This window comes from Alphaproteobacteria bacterium PA2 (assembly GCA_002256425.1).
Taxonomy (GTDB): Bacteria; Pseudomonadota; Alphaproteobacteria; order Caulobacterales; family Caulobacteraceae; genus Phenylobacterium.
The window spans coordinates 240,095-257,130 of the sequence record NKIZ01000001.1; the positions used below are offsets into that span (position 1 = coordinate 240,095).

A 17,036-nucleotide genomic window follows, 5' to 3' on the forward strand; every position below is an offset into this window, starting at 1 on the left:
CCATGAATTACGACCTGATGCGCGGCCTGCACATCATTGCGGTCATCGCCTGGATGGCGGGGATCATGTACCTGCCCAGGCTGTTCGCCTACCACACCGAGGTGGCGGCGGGCTCGGAGATGGACAAGACCTTCCAGACCATGGAGCTCAAGCTCTACCGGATCATCATGGGTCCGGCCATGGTCCTGGCCCTGGTCTTTGGCCTGGCCCTGATGTGGATTGACGCCACCCAGATCCGTGGCGGCTGGGGCTATCTGGCCAAGCCCTGGATGATCACAAAGCTCTGCGGTGTGGTCTTCCTGATCGGCTGGCACCACTTCCTGGGGGCTGCCCGCAAGAAGTTCGTGGCCGGAACCAATACCCGCAGCTCGAAATTCTGGCGGGCCACCAACGAACTGCCCTTCATCGCCGCCATCATCATGGTCCTGGCCGTGACTACGGAATTCGGGGGCTAGCCCTCCGGGTTTGCCGGAACGAAAAAAAGGCCCTGGGTCCTTGGGAGCCAGAGCCTTTTCAGATCACCGGGCCAGCCGGACTTGGGGGACGAGTCGGCCGGTTGCGGTGGTGGGGTTCTTCAGACGCTGATGTCCAGATTGTTTCCCAGCGCCGGGTCCGAAGACACCGGAGCCTGGGCGGGGTCGACCGAACCGACCTCTTCCGGAGCGACCTCGGCCGCGACCTTGGCGTTCTGCGCCAGGATTTCATCGACCGTGGGGGTCAGGCTCGGCGCGCCATAGGAGGGGCCTGCAGCAGATAGGCTCATGGACATGGGGTGCTCCTCTCTGGTTCCTTTGATCGGCCCCGTATAGCCCTGCTGCCTTAAGGCGCTGTTAGGACTTAGGGCTAAAGCCCGTTCACCATGCCGCCGGGTCCTGACGTGGGAAGCTTGACGCAAGGGCCGGCATATGGTTTCGCATGATCCATACGTCGCCCTGCGGCGTACCCCGCCTCTTTTCCGGACCGCGCGCTCAAGACCGAGCCAGCTGCAGTCCGGCCCCAGAACACCCGGACGCCACACTGATTGTCGTCCAAGACCGTTTCAATCGTCCCGCCACGAGGATTCGCCTCGTGCTTGCGGGCCTGTATCCAAGAGAAAATATGATGGAAGACGAAAACGCCGGCGAAGTCGTGGAAACGATGATTGAGCCTGCGATCGAAAATCAGGTGGATGACGCCGCCATGGAAGGGGACGACGACGAACCCTCCGAGGTCTCGGCCGCCATCGCCGCCATGGGCCTGACCCGGATGTCCCTGCAGGAACTGAAGGACAAGTCGCCCGCCGACCTGCTGGCCTTCGCCGAGACCCTGGAAATCGAAAACGCCAACTCCATGCGCAAGCAGGACATGATGTTTGCGATCCTCAAGGTCCTGGCCGAAGAGGGCGTGGAAATCTCGGGCTCAGGCACACTGGAAGTGGTGCAGGACGGCTTCGGCTTCCTGCGCTCGCCGGAAGCCAACTACCTGCCCGGCCCCGACGACATCTATGTCAGCCCCTCACAGATCCGGAAGTTCGGCCTGCGCACCGGCGACACCGTGGACGGCGCCGTCCGCGCCCCCCGGGAAGGCGAGCGCTATTTCGCCCTGGTCAAGGTGGACCTGACCAATTTCGAGAACCCGGAAAATGTCCGGCACAAGGTCCTCTTCGACAACCTGACCCCGCTCTATCCCGATGAGCGGCTGAAGATGGAAATCGATGATCCGACCCTGAAGGACCGCTCGGGCCGGGTGATCGACATTGTCGCCCCCCTCGGCAAGGGCCAGCGCTGCCTGATCACCGCGCCGCCGCGGGTCGGCAAGACGGTCATGCTGCAGAACATCGCCAAGTCCATCGAGACCAACCACCCGGAAATCTATCTGATCGTCCTGCTGATCGATGAGCGTCCGGAAGAAGTGACCGACATGCGCCGCACCGTGCGGGGCGAGGTGGTCTCCTCGACCTTCGACGAGCCGGCGACCCGCCACGTCCAGGTGGCTGAAATGGTCATCGAAAAGGCCAAGCGCCTGGTTGAGCACAAGCGCGACGTGGTCATCCTGCTGGACTCCGTCACCCGTCTGGGTCGGGCCTACAACACCGTGGTGCCTTCCTCGGGCAAGGTCCTGACCGGCGGTGTTGACGCCAACGCCCTGCAGCGCCCCAAGCGCTTCTTCGGCGCCGCGCGTAACATCGAGGAAGGCGGGTCCCTGACCATCATCGCCACCGCCCTGATCGACACCGGCAGCCGGATGGACGAAGTCATCTTCGAAGAGTTCAAGGGCACGGGTAACTCGGAAATCATCCTGGACCGCAAGGTCGCCGACAAGCGGGTCTATCCCGCCATCGACGTCATCAAGTCGGGCACCCGGAAGGAAGAGCTCATCACGCCGAAGGAACACCTGCAGAAGACCTATATCCTGCGGCGGATCCTTGGCCCCATGGGCGCCCAGGACGCTATCGAGTTCCTGCTCGACAAGCTGAAGTCCTCGAAGAACAATGACGAGTTCTTCCAGTCGATGAATACCTAAGTCTTTGAAAGCAGGGGTGTTTCACGTGAAACACCCCCCCTTTCTACGGGATCAGCAGGCTGGCGCCGGTGGTCCTGCGGGATTCCAGGGCCTCATGGGCCTTCTGGGCGTCCGCCAGGCTGAAGGTCTGGCCGATATCGATCTTCACCTTCCCCGATCCGATCATCTCGAACAGGGCGCCGGCGCTTTCGTCCAGGTCGGCTGTGGTGGCCACATAGTCAAACAGGGTCGGGCGTGTCAGGTAGAGCGACCCCATCCGCGACAGGCGACCGGGTTCCACTGCAGGCGCCGGTCCTGAGGCGTTTCCATAGCTGACGAACAGGCCGCGCGGGGCCAGGCTGCCAAGGGTGCCCTCGAAGGTCGAGGCGCCCACCGAGTCATAGGCCACCGGGACACCGACCCCGCCTGTGATCTTCCGGACCTCGGCGGCGACGTCCTGGGTGTCATAGAGGATGACATGGTCGGCCCCCAGGGACCTGGCGATGTCGGCCTTGGCTTCGGAGCCCACCGTCGCGATGACCTCAGCGCCAATGGCCTTGGCCCACTGGACCATGATCTGGCCGACGCCTCCGGCGGCCGCATGGATCAGGGCGAATTGTCCGGCCTTCAGGGGATAGCAGCGGCGCAGGAGGAATTCTGCGGTCATGCCCTTCAGCAGGGCAGCGGCTGCGGTGGTCAGTTCGACACCGGCCGGAACCGCCACGGCCCGCTCGGCCGAAACCACGTGAAACTCGGAATAGGCGCCGATGGGCCCCGAGGCATAGGCCACCCGGTCGCCGGCCTTGAACCGGGTCACGCCCTCGCCGATGGCCTCGACCGTGCCGGCGCCTTCCATGCCGAGGCCCGAGGGCAGCTTGATCGGATAGAGGCCTGTACGGTGATAGGTGTCGATGAAATTGACCCCTATGGCCGCCTGGGCCACCAGGATCTCACCGGGTCTGGGGGAGGGCTTGGGCAGGTCGACGAGCTTCAGGACGTCGGGGCCGCCCATGGTTTCGATCTGAATGGCGCGCATGGTGTTCGTCCTCCTAAAATTCCTGTGGCGGAGAATAGGGTCTAGCCTAGGTCCGCCAACCCCCGTCATAACGGAATCGGGATTACAGGGAACGCCGCCATGAAGATGACGATCGAAATCGACTGTACGCCGGAAGAGGCCCGGACCTTTCTGGGCCTGCCGGATGTCTCTGGTCTCAATGAGAAGATGGTCGATGAGATGCAGGCCCGGATGACCGAGAACATGGCCCGGCTGTCCCCCGACGAACTGATCAAGAGCTGGAGCGCATTCGGCGCCGGCGCCCAGGAGCAGTTCCGCAAGCTGATGACCCAGGCGGTCGACATCGGGATGAGCGCGACCCGTCCCAAATGACCCCGACGATTTTTGCCCTGGCCACCGCTCCCGGGCGGGGGGCTGTGGCGGTGGTCCGGGTCTCGGGCCCTGACGCCCACAGGGCTTTGACGGCTCTGGCGGGTAGCTGTCCCAAGCCAAGGCGGGCCTCGGTGAGGACCCTCAAAGACCCCAAGGGCGCTGAGATCGACAGCGCCCTGGTGCTCTGGCTGCCTGGCCCGGCCAGCTATACCGGCGAGGATAGCGCAGAGTTTCACGTGCATGGCGGTGTCGCTGTGGTCGACGCCCTGGCCCAGGCCCTACTGGACCTGGGTCTGGAGCCTGCCGAGCCGGGCGCCTTCACCCGCCGGGCCTTTGAGAACGGCAAGCTGGACCTGGCCCAGGCCGAGGCCGTAGCCGATTTGATCGACGCCGAAACCGAAGGCCAGAGGCGTCAGGCCCTGTCCCAGCTGGGGGGCGCCCTTGGCCGGGTTCACCTGCAATGGCGGGAAGAGCTGGTGGAGATCCTGGCCCAGCTTGAAGCTGCGGTGGATTTCCCCGACGAGGAGGTGCCAGCTGACGTGGCCGATCGGTCCCGACCGGGCCTCGAACGGCTGGTGGAGCAGGTAGGCCACGCCCTGGTCGACGCCCGGCGGGGGGTGGCGGTCCGCGAGGGTTATCGCATCGCCCTGATCGGCGCGCCCAATGCCGGCAAGAGTACGCTTCTGAACGCCCTGGCGGGTCGTGACGCCGCCATCGTCACAGCGACGCCGGGGACAACCCGGGACATCATCGAGGTCCAGCTGGTCCTTGGCGGCTACAAGGTGGTGGTGGCCGACACGGCGGGGCTTCGTGATACCCTCGATGAGATTGAGGCCGAAGGTGTGCGCCGGGCCAGGGCCTGGGCGGCTGACGCCGATCTGCGGATCTGGGTGGTTGACGGGTCCCTGGAGCATGGACTGCCGGCCCCTGATGGGGTGAGGGCAGGGGACATCTGTCTGATCAACAAGGCTGACCTGCCGGCGGGGGGGCAGACAGGCGCCGCCCTGCAGGAGGCCCAGGCCTTTGCGCTGGAGGTCCATCGGGTCAGTGCGCACCGGGCTGAGGATCTCGGTGTGTTGATGGAGGCTCTTACCGGCCGGGTGGTGGAGCAGCTGGGCTCTGGCAGCCCGCCCACGGCGACCCGGTTACGTCATTCGCTCCTGCTGCAGGACGCCCACGACCGGTTGATCAGCGCCCTGGAACAGACCGAGGCGCCGGAGCTGGCGGCCGAGGATGTCCGTCTGGCGGCCAGGGCCCTGGACCGTATTACCGGCGCAATCCACCCGGAGGATGTCCTGGATCGGGTGTTTTCCAGCTTCTGCATCGGAAAATAGACGCCGTCCCGACGGGGCGACTGCATGTTTCACGTGAAACACCCCCCCAGCTGCGCTATAGCCACCGCCCCCGGAAGACTCAGGACAACTCCGTGACCAGTTGGGATGTCATCATCATCGGCGGCGGCCATGCGGGCTGCGAAGCGGCTGCGGCGTCAGCCCGCTTTGGCGCGCGCACCCTGCTGCTGACCCACAAGCTGGAAACCATCGGCGAGATGAGCTGCAACCCGGCCATTGGCGGCCTGGGCAAGGGCCATCTGGTGCGGGAAATCGACGCCCTGGATGGGGTCATGGGCCGCCTGGCTGACCAGTCCGGCATCCAGTTCCGCATGCTGAACCGCTCCAAGGGCGCGGCGGTGCGCGGTCCCCGGTCACAGATTGACCGCAAGCTCTATCGCCAGGCCATGCAGGCCGAACTGGCCGCAACCCCAAACCTGACCATCATTGCCGATGCGGTGGAGGATCTGGTGGTGACCGATGGCGTCCTTCAGGGCGTGGTCGGCGCCAGGGGCGACGTCTATTCGACGGGCCGGGTGGTCCTGACCACGGGCACCTTCCTCAAAGGCATCATCCATCTGGGGGAGGAGCGGATCCCCGCCGGTCGTGTGGGCGAGGCGCCCGCCATCGGCCTTTCAGACCGTCTTTACAGCCTGGGCCTCTCCATGGGGAGACTGAAGACCGGCACCCCGGCCCGGCTGGACGGCAGGACCATTGCCTGGGACCGGCTGGAAATGCAGGCGGCGGACGCCGAGCCCATCCCGTTTTCCTTCCTGACCCCCAGCATCACCGTGCCGCAGATCGCCTGCGGCATTACCCACACCACGGCCGAAACCCACGCCATCATCGCCGCCCGGCTGACGGAGTCTGCGGTCTATGGGGGCCGGATCAGCGGTCGGGGGCCCCGCTATTGCCCGTCCATCGAGGACAAGGTGGTCCGGTTCGCCGACAAGAGCAGCCACCAGATCTTTCTGGAGCCGGAAGGTCTGGACGACGACACGGTCTATCCCAACGGGGTTTCCACCTCGGTTTCGGCCGAAACCCAGGACCTTTTCCTGCGGACCATTCCCGGCCTGGAGGCTGTGCAGGTCCGGAAATACGGCTACGCCATCGAATACGATTATGTGGACCCCCGGGAGCTGGACCCCACCCTGGAGGTCAAGCGCCTGCGCGGCCTCTATCTGGCCGGCCAGATCAACGGCACCACGGGCTATGAGGAGGCGGCGGCCCAGGGTCTGGCGGCCGGCCTCAATGCCGCACGGGCGGCGGCCGGCTCAGCGCCTGCAGTGTTTGGCCGGGATCAGGCCTATATCGGCGTGATGATTGACGACCTGGTGACCCGGGGGGTGACCGAGCCCTATCGGATGTTCACCAGCCGGGCCGAGTTCCGCCTCAGCCTGCGGGCCGACAATGCCGATCAGCGCCTGACCGACCTGGGTCTGGCGCTTGGCTGTGTGCGTGTTTCACGTGAAACATCCCACCGGGCCAAGTCCGACGCCCTGGCTGGGGCCCGCGCCGAGGCGGCGGCCCTGACCCTGACCCCCAATGAGGCGGAAAAGGCCGGTCTGCCGGTTCGGGCTGACGGCCAGCGCCGCAACCTGACCCAGCTCCTGGCCTATCCTACCATCAGTTTTGAGGATCTGGCGCGGATCTGGCCGCAGATCGGCGCCTGGCGGGCGGATGTCCGCGAGCAGGTGGAGATCGACGCGGCCTATAGCGGCTATATGGACCGCCAGGCGGTGGACGCCGCGGCCTTCCGCAAGGACGAGAACCTGCGCCTGCCCGCCGACCTGGACTATGGGGCCATTGGCGCCCTCTCCAACGAGGTCCGGGAAAAGCTTAGTACGGTCATGCCGACCACCCTGGGCCAGGCTGCCCGGATCGAGGGTGTGACCCCCGGCGCCCTGACGGCCCTACTGGCTCATGTTCGCCGTCATGCCGCCTGAAATGACTGACGAAACCCCGCCCGACCTGATGTTTCACGTGGACGACGCGGAAAGCTTCGCCCGGGCCACTGGCGCAAGCCCTACCGAGATCGCCGATCTGGAGCGCTACCGGTCATACCTGGCCGACTGGAATCAGCGGATGAACCTGGTGGGACCCAAGACCCTCGAGGTTTTCTGGAACCGTCACGCCTGGGACAGCGCCCAGATCCTGCGTTTCGCCCCCGACGCCCTGACCTGGGCCGACCTCGGAACCGGTGCAGGATTGCCGGGCATCGTACTGGCGATCCTCGGAAAAAGCCGTCCAGGTTATCACGTGCATCTGGTGGAAAGCCTGACCAAACGCTGCCGGTTCCTGACCGAGGTGGTCACCGCCCTGGACCTGCCGGCGACGGTTCACAATTCTCGTGCGGAAGACTTGTCCTTGGCTGTGGATATCGTCACTGCCCGGGCTTGCGCGCCCCTGTCCAGGTTGCTTGGGTATTCCCGGCCCTACTTTCAGAGGGGGGCCACGGCGCTTTTCCTCAAGGGACAAGATGTTGCGTCTGATCTGACGGAAGCATCTAGATCTTGGGATTTCGACGCTGAAGTCCTGAAAAGTCTGAGCGACGATCGTGGTCGCATCGTGTGTGTGAAAAGGCTGGGTCGTGGTCGTTAGTACGAAGTCTCGGGCGCTGAGGGTTCTGGTTGTCGCCAACCAGAAGGGCGGGGTGGGCAAGACCACCACGGCCATCAACCTGGGCACAGCCCTGGCGGCGGTGGGCGAGAAGGTCCTGCTGATCGATTCCGACCCCCAGGGCAATGCGTCCACGGGGCTGGGCGTCGGCCATGCCCAGCGCAAGGTCACCCTCTATGACGTGCTGATGGGCGACACTCCGATCACGGATGCGGTCATACCCACCACATTGCCGGGTCTGGACCTGATCGCCGCCGACCCTGATCTTTCGGGCGTCGAGCTGGAGCTGGGTCAGGATTCCCGCCGGTCCTACAAGCTTAAGGACGCCATCAACCCCCTAAGGAGTTCAGCCGGTTACAGCTATGTGCTGATCGACTGCCCGCCCTCCCTGAACCTGCTGACGGTCAATGCCATGGCGGCGGCCGATGCGGTCCTGGTGCCCCTGCAGTGCGAGTTCTTCGCCCTGGAGGGCCTGAGCCAGCTGATGCGGACTGTGGACCTGGTGCGGGGCAGCCTCAATCCCGACCTGGAGATCCAGGGCATTGTCCTGACCATGTATGATCGCCGCAACCGGCTGTCCGAGCAGGTGTCGGGGGATGTGCGGACCCATTTCGGCGAGACCGTCTACAAGACCGTCATTCCGCGCAATGTGCGGGTGTCCGAGGCGCCGTCCTTCGGCATGCCGGCTCTGGTCTACGACATGCACTGCGCGGGCAGTCAGGCCTACATCAAACTCGCCAAGGAAGTCGTGAGCCGCGAACGGGATCGTCGCGCCAGGGCCCTGGCCTAGGGAATTTCAGGAAAATGGCTGAAAAACGCGGACTTGGCCGGGGACTCTCGGCCCTTCTGGGCGACTCTGAAGAGGCCCCGGCTCAGGCATTGGCCCAGGGCGGCCCTGCGCCGGCGGGCCTGCGGGAAATCCCCATCGAACTGATCCACCGCAAGGATGACCAGCCCCGGTTCCGCTTCGACGAGGCCGAACTGGAAGAACTGGCGGCCTCCCTGCGCAGGACCGGCGTGCTGCAGCCCATTCTGGTGCGGCCCCTCAAGGACATGGACGGCCATTTCCAGATCGTCGCTGGGGAGCGCCGCTGGCGGGCGGCCCAGAAGGCCGGGCTCCATGTCCTGCCGGCCATTGTCCGGGATCTGGGCGATGTGGAGGTCATGGAAGTGGCCATTGTCGAGAACGTCCAGCGTTCCGACCTCAACGCCATCGAAGAAGCCATGGCCTATCACCAGCTGATCGACGGCCTGGGCCGCACCCACGGCGAGGTGGCCGAGGCTGTGGGCAAGAGCCGGGTCCATGTGGCCAACGCCGTGCGCCTGATCAACCTGCCCGGCGAGGTGCGTGAGCACATACTGGCCGGCCGCCTCAGCGCCGGTCACGGCCGGGCCCTGCTGGGCGCCCACGATTTCACCAAGATCTCCGCCCTCTCCGAACAGGTCCTGGCCCAGGGACTGTCGGTCCGGGCCACCGAGGCCCTGGTCCGCAAGACCGAGATGCCGTCCATCGTCAAACCGGGCAAGACCAGGGCCGCGCCCGGGGCTTCGGCCGACATCACCGCTCTGGAAAACGATCTGTCCGACGTGCTGGGTCTTGATGTCAGCGTCCTCGACCGTGAGGGCGCTGGAGAGGTGAGGATCAGCTACCAGACCCTGGAACAGCTTGACGAAATCTGCCGCCGGCTGAACCGGCCCTGAGCCCGGTCATCCCCGGTTCATCGGAGCTTTTCTATCTGTGGTTGGTCAGGGAGCAAGCCCGCTCGCTGATCCCTCCCCGAAAGGAAACCCAGCCCATGACCCTGCCCCGGACGTTTTCCACCCTCGCCATCGCCCTGACCGCTGCCGCCCTGAGTGCCTGCGCCGGTTACGCGGTCGCGGAGATTGACCAGCCACACATGCGGACCGCCCTTGCTGACCTGCAGAATGTGCGGGCCGAGCTGGCCATGGCGACCACCAACAAGGGCGGCCATCGCGTTCTCGCCCTGAAGCATGTGGATGAAGCCATTCGCGAAGTTCGCCTTGGTATCGCCAATGCTGACGGTTACGTGACCCCCAAGCCGCGCTAGAAATGACCCGCCCCCCGCGCCAGAGACGCAAGTCGACGGTCAAGGGGGGCGCCAGGCGTCCCCGGTCTGAGAAGGAAAGCCATGCTGACCCGTCGATCCCTTGCCCTGGCCCTGGCCGTGACGCCGTTTCTGGCGTCTTCAGTCCATGCCGCCCGCGCCGCCGTGCTTACCGCAGAGGACCAGGCCTTTGTGGACAAGGCGGCGGCCTATCTGCAGGGGTTGAAGGAGGCCAGCGGCCGGTTCGTCCAGACTGACGCCCGGGGCAATATGACCCGGGGCGATGTCTATCTGAAGCGCCCGGGCCGGGCCCGGTTCGCCTATGACCCGCCATCCGGCATGCTGGTGGTGGCCGACGGGGCCAATGTCTCGGTGGCCAACGCCCAGCTGAAGACCTTTGACAGCTATCCCCTGATGGCTACGCCCCTGTCCCTGTTCCTGGCCCGACAGATCCGCCTGGACCGGGGGATCCTGATCACCGAGGTGCGCCGGGCGGCCGACAGCTTCACCATCACCGCCAGGGATGGCGGCCGGACGGCGGAGGGCAGTATCAGCCTGACCTTTTCCAGCGAGCCCGTCGCCCTGATCGGCTGGACTGTGGCCGACGCCCAGGGCCAGACCACCCATATCCAGCTTTCGGGTTTTTCCCCGACCTCGGGTCTGGCGCCGGGCCTCTTCGTCCTGAAAAACCCCCGCGCCGTGCGGCCGGGACAGGCGCGCTAGGGTTCACCCTCGCCGGAATGTGACAATTGCGTCACACGCAAGATCATAACGCTTTTCCATTGACATTTTTGGGCGTCGTGGCATTAATACAACGTATGACGTCTGCGAGAGCGGATGGATACCCGGCCGGACTTGATCCCCTCCCGGCCGTGGCATGAGAGCTGACTTTGCGCCCGGACATTCTCCAGTGTCCGGGCGTTTTTTCGTTGGGGTTGGCGGTTTCCAGGGCCGGTCATCCCGGCGGAGGCGGGATCCAGTTTCATCCATTGTGGCGGCCGGAAAGGCAGCGCCTCGGGCCTCCCGGAGGCGTCGTGACCTGGGAACTGGACCCCGGCCTCCGCCGGGGTGACCAGGGCAGGGTGTCAATTGCGCTGTTACTCAAACTCCACCAGCCAGATCAGCTCCCCCGGCATGAGCGGGTCCCGAAGGGGCATGGTGAAGCTTCCTTGACGGGGGTCAGACGGGCGTTGATATCGCCCTCTCCACAAGCCAACAGGCCAGTCCCGTGACCGATCCCGCATTTTCGGCTGATCCCGCCCTTCTGGCCCAGGCCCTGGCGGCCCTGGAATCCCGGCGCGATCCCTCCGGCCGGTCCCTGCCGACCGCCATCCCGGACGCGCCCTGGGAGACGTCGGACATTCTTGGCCTGATGGCCGACCTCCTGCTGCATCAGGCGAGCGACCTCGGTCATGGCGCGGCCTTCGCCCACATGGATCCGCCGACGCCGGCGGTGAGCTGGGTGACCTCGCTGTGGGCGGCGTCGAGGAACCAGAACCTCCTGCATCCCGCCACGGCCCCGGCGGGAATCGACCTCGAGGCCCAGGTGATCGCCTGGCTGGCGCCAGCCTTCGGCATGGGCGGCGGGCACATGACTCCCGGGTCCACCCCCGCCAACATCACGGCCCTCTGGGCGGCGCGCAAGCTGAAGGGCGTCCGCCGGGTTCTGGCCAGCGCCGCGGCCCATGTTTCCATTCCCAAGGCCGCGGACCTTCTGGGGTTGGCCTTCGAACCCCTTCCTTGCGACCGTCTGGGCCGGATCCTGACCGACGCCCTGCCGCAGGATCTGTCAGACGCCGCCCTGGTCCTGACCGCAGGCCATACCTCCACCGGCGCCCTTGACGACCTGTCTCTGACGGGCCGGGCTGCCTGGACCCACGTGGATGCGGCCTGGGCTGGCCCCCTGAGGCTGACGAAACGTTGGGCCGGGGTGCTTGACGGCATTGAAGGTGCGGACTCCGTGGCGGTGTCGGCCCACAAATGGCTGTTCCAGCCCAAGGAATCGGCCCTGGTCCTGTTCCGGCAGGCGGAAAGGGCCCATGAGGCCCTGTCCTTTGGCGGCGCCTATCTGGCCCGGCCCAATGTGGGCCTGCTGGGGTCCCACGGGGTGACGGCGGCCGGAAACCTGGCGGCCAGCCTGCTGGCCTTCGGCAGGCAGGGGCTGGAAAGCCGCCTCGGGGACGCCATGGAAAAGGCCGGACGCTTCGCCGCAGCGGTGGAGGCCAATTCCGCCCTGGAACTGCTCTGCCAGCCGGTGACCGGCGTCGTCGTCTGGCGGCCGCGAAATCCCGACCGGTTTGAGGCCGTTGCGGATCAGCTCCCGGCGGGGATGTCTTCCCGGACGCGGATTGAGGGCGAACCCTGGTTCCGCAATGTCGCCGCCAACCCCAACCTCGAGATCGAGCCCCTGCTGGGCCTCATTTCAGGTCTGGAAGCCTAGACCCTGCCATTGACCAGAAACCCCGTCAGCGCCTCGGCGAAGGCGGCGGTTCCCACCAGACCTGCGTGATCGCCGGGCAGGCGCAGGGGGGTGCAGGCGGGCATGATGTCGGCCAGGCCCTCCACCGAGCCATTGTCGTGGTCGGCCAGGCCCAGAATGGCCAGGGTGGGGACGGGGATGGCGGCCAGCTCTTCGCGGGTGGTCGGTGCGAAGGCGGCCAGCACCCCCAGCAGGGCTTCGCGGTTGAGGTTCAGGGCGGCAACCCGCCTGGCTATGGCCTTGCCCATGACCGGATCGGTGGCGGCTTCCCCGTGGCGCAGGGCGTCTTCGAAGGCCGCAGCCCTGGGGCCGGCCTCCATGATCCCGAAATCCCCCATGCCGCCGATGACGCAGCGCCGGGGCCGGGCGCCCCGGACCATGACCCGGGCGGCGGTGCGGCCGCCCATGGAATAGCCGGCCAGGTCATAGTCGGTCAGGCCCAGATGGGCGATCAGGGCCAGGACATCGGCCGTCATGATGTCGGCGGGCCAGGCGGCGGGGTCTGTGGGGGCGTCGGAGGCGCCATGACCCCGGCAGTCGGGGGCGATGACCCGGAAACCGGCGTCTGCGAGGCGTCTGGCTATGCCCGGGGCGAACCAGTTGCCCTCGGCGCTGGACATGAAGCCATGCAGCAGGAGGACCGGGCGACCCTGGCCCAGCTCATGCCAGACCAGGCGGGCGCCGTCGGGGGCGGTGAAGGTGTGGGGCAAGCTGTTGTCTCCGGAGCCCGGGTTCGGCACAGATAAGGGCGTGGTCAAGGCTGGCTGCAATGAAAGGACAGGTCGCCCATGACGATAGCTCTTCGCTCCTATGACGAGAAGGACATGGCGGGCGTCCTTGATCTCTCCATCCGGGCCTGGGGTCCTGTCTTTCGCAAGCTCCAGGCCGCGGTGCCCGACTATGTCTATGCGGCCTTCTATCCCAGGGGCTGGGAGGACCGGCAGACCACCGACATCACCTCGATCCTTGTGGAGGAGAAGGAGAATGCCTGGGTCGCCTGTGAGGGCGAAACCCTGCTGGGCTGGGTGGGTATAAGGCTGCATCAGGTCGACCAGATGGGCGAGGTCTATATCCTGGCCGTCGATCCCGACCACCAGAGGCGGGGGGTTGCCCGTCTGCTGCTGGACAAGGCCTTCGACCTGATGCGGGCGGCGGACATGAAAATCGTCATGGTGGAAACCGGCGATGATCCCGGCCATGCCCCTTCCCGGGCGACCTACGAAAAGGCCGGGTTCGAGCGTTGGCCGGTGGCGAGGTATTTCCAGAAGCTCTAGAGCGCGCCGCCTTGCTCATCGCCTGACTTCCCGCTCTAAACGGGGGCATGCAGCTTCGACTCGCCACCTGGAACGTCAATTCTGTCCGCCTGCGGGCCGAGCAGGTTCAGAAATTCGTCGCGGAGAATGCCCCCGACGTTCTCTGCATGCAGGAGATCAAGTGCCAGGAGGGGGAGTTTCCCCGTCAGGCCTTTGTGGACGCCGGCCTGCCGCATTTGCGGATCGCCGGGCAGAAGGGCTCCCACGGGGTGGCCATAGCCTCGCGCCTGCCGATCAGCGATGCGCCGGTGCTTGGGGTCTGCCGGGAGGGGCATGCCCGGGTGGTGGGCGCCGTGGTCGAGGGCGTCGAGATCCAGAACTTCTACATTCCCGCCGGCGGGGATGTGCCCGACCGGGTGGAGAACGCGAAGTTCGACCACAAGCTGGACTTCTTCGAGAAACTGACCGCCGAAATGGCGCGGCGGGACCCCAAGGCCCCCCTGGCCATTGTCGGGGACCTGAATGTGGCGCCCGGCGAGTTCGATGTCTGGAGCCACAAACAGATGTCGAAGGTGGTCAGCCATACCCCCATCGAGATCGCCGCCATGGCGCAGCTGAAGGCGTCGCTCGGTTTCATCGACCTGGTACGGGAGGCCATTCCCGATCCGCAGAAGCTGTTTTCCTGGTGGAGCTATCGGGCCGCCGACTTCCGCGCCTCGAACCGGGGGTTGAGGCTGGACCATATCTGGATCAGCCCGGGCCTGAGGGATGCGGCCCAGCGCACCGGCAAGGCCCTTGCCCGGGTGCATGATGATGTGCGGGAATGGGAGCGGCCCAGCGACCACGCCCCGGTGAGCGCCGACTTCGGGCTCTAGGCGAAGGAAGAGATGAGCATGAAGACCTTCATGGCGATCCTCACCGGATCGGCTGACTCTGCCAAGCACGTCCCATGGGACGCCCTGTCCGATGAGGCCCGCAATGCCCGGGTGGGCGAGGGCATGGCGGCCTGGCAGGCCTGGATGGGCAAGCACGCTGACCAGGTGGCCGACACCGGCGGGCCCCTGGGGGCGACCCTGCGGGTGAACGAGGACGGGATCGCCGAGGCCACGAATTCCATCTCAGGCTATGTGATCGTCCAGGCCGAAAGCCGTGAGGCGGCGGCCAGGATGTTCATCGGCCATCCGCACTTTTCCATCTTCCCCGGAGACGGGGTGGACATCATGGAAATCGCGCCGATTCCGGGGGCTTGAGCCCCGGCGTATTCTTTTCACCACGAAGGACACCAAGGACACGCCCAGGCTGGTCTTTGTGACCTTTGTGGTGATTTTTCTTTCCTGCTCGTGGCGGCCAACAATCTCTCCGGTCATGCCGGCGGAGGCCGGGATGACCGGTGGGGCGGCCCACTACGGCGCGAGCTTGTAGCCGCCCAGTTCGGTGAGCAGGAGCTTGGCGTTGGCCGGGTCGCTCTCGATCTTCTGACGCAGGCGATAGACGTGGGTTTCCAGGGTGTGGGTGGTGACCCCGGCGTTATAGCCCCAGACCTCGGCCAGCAGTTCCTCGCGGGAGACCGGCTTTTCCCCGGCCCGGTAGAGGTACTTCAGTATGTTGGTTTCCTTCTCGGTCAGCCGGATCTTCTTCTGCTGGGCGTCGATCAGCAGCTTGGCCGAGGGGCGGAATTCATAGGCGCCCAGGTGGAAGACCGCGCCTTCGGAGTGTTCATGACTGCGCAGCTGGGCGCGGATGCGGGCCAGGAGGACCGCCAGCTTGAAGGGCTTGGTCACATAGTCATTGGCCCCGGCGTCCAGGCCTTGGACCGTATCCTCGTCGGTGTCCGCGGCGGTCAGCATGATGACCGGGCAGGCCACCTGCTGGGCGCGCATCTGGCGGCAGGCCTCCCGGCCATTGATATCGGGCAGATCCACATCCAGCAGGATCAGGTCGGGACGCAGGCGCACGGCCTCTTCCACGCCGGAAAGGCCGGTGGCGGCCTGGTGGACATTGAAGTCCTCGGTGGCGGCCAGCTGTTCGGCGATCTCGACGCGCAGATCGTCATTGTCATCGACGACCAGCAATGTCTTACGTTGAGCCATGGGACGATCCTTGCACCGTTCGGGCGCTGACTGGCGCCTGATTGAGGCCGATTTCCGCACCGAACCTGTGTTCGTGGCGTCGGAAAAGGCCCTTCGGGAGATATAGGCCAAAATGATCTTCACCGCGACGTCTGACGGCCGGTTTGACCTGGGCGACCGCACCTGCCCCTGCGCCCTGGGCAAGGGCGGGGTGGTCAGTGCGGAAAACAAGCGCGAAGGCGATGGCGGTTCGCCCATCGGAACCTGGCCGATCCGGGAAATCCTCTACCGCCCCGACCAGAGGTTTTCGAAATTCATGGGGATCGAGATCGCCCACGCCCCGATCGCCCCGGACGACGGCTGGTGCGATGCGCCGGGTGACCCCAACTATAACCGCAGGATCACCTTTCCCTTCGGGGCCAGCGCCGAGCACCTGTGGCGGGAAGACCGGGTCTACGACGTGGTGGTGGTTCTGGGGTACAATGACGACCCGCCGGTTCCCGGCAAGGGCTCGGCCATATTCCTGCACCTGGCCCGGCCTGGTTACACCCCAACAGAGGGCTGCGTGGCCCTGGGCGACGCCGACATGGAGGCCTTCCTGGCCCGGGTAAGGCCCGGTGATTCGGTTCGGATCGCGCTTTGATTTGAAAAGTCAGAGCCTGTTTGAGTCCGAAAACCGGTTCCCACTTTTCGGAACAGGCTCTAGGCCCGGGAGCCGAACAGGGCTGAGCCGACCCGCACGCTGGTGGCGCCGAAGCGGACGGCGGTCTCGAAGTCGCCGCTCATGCCCATGGAGAGCTTTTCCACACCATTGCGGGCGGCGATCCTGCCCAGCAGGGCGAAGTGGGGCCCCGCCGGCTCATCGGCCGGGGGAATGCACATGAGCCCCTCGATCCCGAAGGACCTGCGGGCCAGGGCGATGAAGGCGTCGGCCTCCTTCGGCATGACGCCCGCCTTCTGCGGCTCCTCGCCGGTATTGACCTGGACATAGAGGCGGGGCGCTTTGCCCTGTTTCTGGATCTCGTCGGCCAGGGCGGCGATCAGCTTTTCCCGGTCCAGGGTCTCGATCACATCGAAAAAGCCGACGGCTTCCCTGGCCTTGTTGGACTGCAGGGGACCGATCAGGCGAAGCTCGATCTCCGCCCGGCGTTCAGTCCAGCGGGTCATGGCCTCCTGGACGCGGTTTTCCCCATAGACCCGGTGGCCGCCCTCCCAGACCGGGGCGATGTCCTCCCAGGCCTGCATTTTCGACACGGCGACCAGAGTGGCGGCGCCTGCCGGGCGACCCGCCGCCTTTTCAGCGTCGGCGATCCGGGTCAGAACAGCATCGAGTTTCGGGGAGGTCGACATT

20 protein-coding genes are annotated in these 17,036 nt (G+C 65.7%); 15 read left to right on the top strand and 5 right to left on the bottom strand.

The genetic code is table 11. The annotated features are described in order from the left end of the window. The first annotated feature begins 2 nt into the window (after positions 1-2). Positions 3-455, top strand: a complete 453-nt coding sequence (locus tag CFE28_01155) for a hypothetical protein (GenBank protein ID OYU71487.1) — start codon at positions 3-5, stop codon at positions 453-455. Positions 456-574: 119 nt separating this feature from the next. Here the strand turns inward: CFE28_01155 and CFE28_01160 are convergent, their stop codons facing one another. Beyond that, positions 575-769: a hypothetical protein gene (locus tag CFE28_01160; protein ID OYU68730.1), complete on the bottom strand. Its 195-nt coding sequence runs from the start codon at positions 767-769 to the stop codon at positions 575-577. A 332-nt stretch (positions 770-1,101) separates the two neighbouring features. Between CFE28_01160 and CFE28_01165 the strand changes: the two genes are divergently transcribed. After that, a complete protein-coding gene (locus CFE28_01165; protein OYU71488.1) occupies positions 1,102-2,502 on the top strand; it encodes a transcription termination factor Rho in 1,401 nt (466 codons plus the stop codon). A gap of 43 nt (positions 2,503-2,545) precedes the next feature. Here CFE28_01165 and CFE28_01170 read toward each other — a convergent pair whose 3' ends face one another. Then, positions 2,546-3,517: a quinone oxidoreductase gene (locus CFE28_01170; GenBank protein OYU68731.1), complete on the bottom strand. Its 972-nt coding sequence runs from the start codon at positions 3,515-3,517 to the stop codon at positions 2,546-2,548. 99 nt (positions 3,518-3,616) lie between these two features. On the opposite strand from CFE28_01170, the gene CFE28_01175 reads away from it, so the two are divergent. From CFE28_01175 to CFE28_01215, 9 genes are all read left to right on the top strand, one after another. After that, positions 3,617-3,868: a hypothetical protein gene (locus CFE28_01175; protein ID OYU68732.1), complete on the top strand. Its 252-nt coding sequence runs from the start codon at positions 3,617-3,619 to the stop codon at positions 3,866-3,868. Beyond that, positions 3,865-5,202: a tRNA uridine-5-carboxymethylaminomethyl(34) synthesis GTPase MnmE gene (locus CFE28_01180; protein OYU68733.1), complete on the top strand. Its 1,338-nt coding sequence runs from the start codon at positions 3,865-3,867 to the stop codon at positions 5,200-5,202. Before CFE28_01175 ends, CFE28_01180 begins: the two co-directional genes overlap by 4 nt. 50 nt (positions 5,203-5,252) lie before the next feature. After that, positions 5,253-7,145: a tRNA uridine-5-carboxymethylaminomethyl(34) synthesis enzyme MnmG gene (locus tag CFE28_01185; protein ID OYU68734.1), complete on the top strand. Its 1,893-nt coding sequence runs from the start codon at positions 5,253-5,255 to the stop codon at positions 7,143-7,145. Position 7,146: 1 nt separating this feature from the next. Then, positions 7,147-7,800 (top strand): 16S rRNA (guanine(527)-N(7))-methyltransferase RsmG, encoded by a 654-nt coding sequence (gene rsmG, locus CFE28_01190; GenBank protein ID OYU71490.1) that lies wholly within the window; start codon positions 7,147-7,149, stop codon positions 7,798-7,800. Between the two features lie 16 nt (positions 7,801-7,816). Beyond that, complete coding sequence (locus CFE28_01195; protein ID OYU71489.1) at positions 7,817-8,608, top strand: chromosome partitioning protein ParA; 792 nt, start codon at positions 7,817-7,819, stop codon at positions 8,606-8,608. Between the two features lie 14 nt (positions 8,609-8,622). Continuing rightward, positions 8,623-9,519, top strand: a complete 897-nt coding sequence (locus tag CFE28_01200; GenBank protein ID OYU68735.1) for a chromosome partitioning protein ParB — start codon at positions 8,623-8,625, stop codon at positions 9,517-9,519. A gap of 95 nt (positions 9,520-9,614) precedes the next feature. Next, positions 9,615-9,887, top strand: a complete 273-nt coding sequence (locus CFE28_01205) for a hypothetical protein (protein ID OYU68736.1) — start codon at positions 9,615-9,617, stop codon at positions 9,885-9,887. A gap of 81 nt (positions 9,888-9,968) precedes the next feature. Next, positions 9,969-10,607 (top strand): hypothetical protein, encoded by a 639-nt coding sequence (locus CFE28_01210; GenBank protein OYU68737.1) that lies wholly within the window; start codon positions 9,969-9,971, stop codon positions 10,605-10,607. A gap of 472 nt (positions 10,608-11,079) precedes the next feature. Continuing rightward, positions 11,080-12,324, top strand: coding sequence for an aspartate aminotransferase family protein (locus CFE28_01215; protein OYU68738.1), 1,245 nt, complete (start codon positions 11,080-11,082; stop codon positions 12,322-12,324). On the opposite strand, the gene CFE28_01220 is transcribed toward CFE28_01215, so the two are convergent. Then, on the bottom strand, positions 12,321-12,983 hold the full coding sequence (locus tag CFE28_01220) for an alpha/beta hydrolase (protein ID OYU71491.1): 663 nt from the start codon (positions 12,981-12,983) through the stop codon (positions 12,321-12,323). The two genes, CFE28_01215 and CFE28_01220, sit on opposite strands and share 4 nt — an antisense overlap. Positions 12,984-13,151: 168 nt before the next feature. Here CFE28_01220 and CFE28_01225 point away from each other — a divergent pair, with 168 nt between their 5' ends. The 3 genes from CFE28_01225 to CFE28_01235 are packed head-to-tail and all read left to right on the top strand — an operon-like array spanning position 13,152 to position 14,866. Beyond that, the gene (locus CFE28_01225; GenBank protein OYU68739.1) at positions 13,152-13,637 is read left to right on the top strand and encodes a GNAT family N-acetyltransferase; all 486 of its coding nucleotides are present in this window, start codon (positions 13,152-13,154) and stop codon (positions 13,635-13,637) included. A 47-nt stretch (positions 13,638-13,684) separates the two neighbouring features. Beyond that, positions 13,685-14,491, top strand: coding sequence for an exodeoxyribonuclease III (xth, locus tag CFE28_01230; GenBank protein OYU68740.1), 807 nt, complete (start codon positions 13,685-13,687; stop codon positions 14,489-14,491). Positions 14,492-14,503: 12 nt separating this feature from the next. Then, entirely contained in the window at positions 14,504-14,866 is a 363-nt protein-coding gene (locus tag CFE28_01235) for a hypothetical protein (GenBank protein OYU68741.1), read from the top strand. A gap of 153 nt (positions 14,867-15,019) precedes the next feature. On the opposite strand, the gene CFE28_01240 is transcribed toward CFE28_01235, so the two are convergent. After that, positions 15,020-15,706: a DNA-binding response regulator gene (locus CFE28_01240; protein ID OYU71492.1), complete on the bottom strand. Its 687-nt coding sequence runs from the start codon at positions 15,704-15,706 to the stop codon at positions 15,020-15,022. A gap of 112 nt (positions 15,707-15,818) precedes the next feature. Here CFE28_01240 and CFE28_01245 point away from each other — a divergent pair, with 112 nt between their 5' ends. Beyond that, positions 15,819-16,328 carry a hypothetical protein gene (locus CFE28_01245; GenBank protein ID OYU68742.1) on the top strand — a complete coding sequence of 170 codons (510 nt, stop codon included), beginning with the start codon at positions 15,819-15,821 and terminating at the stop codon, positions 16,326-16,328. A 59-nt stretch (positions 16,329-16,387) separates the two neighbouring features. Here CFE28_01245 and CFE28_01250 read toward each other — a convergent pair whose 3' ends face one another. After that, positions 16,388-17,035, bottom strand: a complete 648-nt coding sequence (locus CFE28_01250) for a YggS family pyridoxal phosphate-dependent enzyme (GenBank protein ID OYU68743.1) — start codon at positions 17,033-17,035, stop codon at positions 16,388-16,390. Position 17,036 lies beyond the last annotated feature (1 nt).